This is a genomic window from Photobacterium sanguinicancri, assembly GCF_002265265.1.
GTDB classification, from domain to species: domain Bacteria; phylum Pseudomonadota; class Gammaproteobacteria; order Enterobacterales; family Vibrionaceae; genus Photobacterium; species Photobacterium sanguinicancri.
The window spans coordinates 1-1,114 of the sequence record NZ_NOIF01000375.1; the positions used below are offsets into that span (position 1 = coordinate 1).

General features: G+C 46.1%; 1 protein-coding gene. It reads right to left on the reverse strand.

What is annotated here, in order from left to right:
- Nucleotides 1–1,114: elongation factor Tu (gene tuf, locus ASV53_RS24105; RefSeq protein WP_094959004.1), on the reverse strand; the 1,114-nt coding region annotated here is incomplete at both ends.

The following is a 1,114-nucleotide window of genomic DNA, read 5'->3' on the forward strand; positions in this document are numbered from 1 at the left end:
CAACGATAGTTGCAACAACACCAGCACCAACTGTACGGCCACCTTCACGGATAGCAAAACGTAGACCTTCATCCATCGCGATAGGTGCGATTAGAGTAACAGTCATAGAGATGTTATCACCAGGCATTACCATTTCTACGCCTTCAGGTAGCTCGATAGTACCTGTTACGTCAGTTGTACGGAAGTAGAACTGTGGACGGTAACCTTTGAAGAAAGGAGTGTGACGACCGCCTTCATCTTTAGAAAGAACATAGATTTCTGAAGTGAAAGTAGTGTGTGGAGTGATTGAACCAGGCTTAGCTAGAACTTGACCACGTTCAACTTCATCACGCTTAGTACCACGTAGAAGAACACCAACGTTCTCACCAGCACGGCCTTCGTCAAGAAGTTTACGGAACATCTCAACACCAGTACAAGTACTAACAGTAGTCTCACGGATACCGATGATAGCTACTTCGTCACCTACAGTGATGATACCTTGCTCAACACGACCAGTTACAACAGTACCACGGCCTTGGATTGAGAATACATCTTCGATTGGAAGGATGAACGGTAGATCGATAGCACGCTCTGGTTCTGGGATGTAAGAATCTAGTGCTTCTGCAAGCTCAACAATCTTGTCTTCCCACTGTTGTTCGCCGTTTAGAGCGCCAAGAGCAGAACCCATGATTACTGGGCAATCATCGCCAGGGAATTCGTATTCAGAAAGAAGTTCACGAACTTCCATTTCTACTAGTTCTAGTAGCTCTTCATCATCAACCATGTCACATTTGTTCATGAATACGATGATGTAAGGGATACCAACTTGACGACCAAGAAGGATGTGCTCACGCGTCTGTGGCATAGGGCCATCAGTTGCAGCAACAACTAGGATACCGCCGTCCATTTGAGCAGCACCAGTGATCATGTTTTTAACGTAATCGGCGTGTCCAGGACAGTCAACGTGTGCATAGTGACGGCTTGGAGTATCGTACTCAACGTGAGAAGTTGAGATTGTGATACCGCGCTCGCGCTCTTCAGGAGCGTTATCGATAGATGCGAAATCTTTAGCAACACCACCGTACACTTTTGCAAGTGTAGTACAGATAGCAGCTGTTAGAGTTGTTTTACCGTG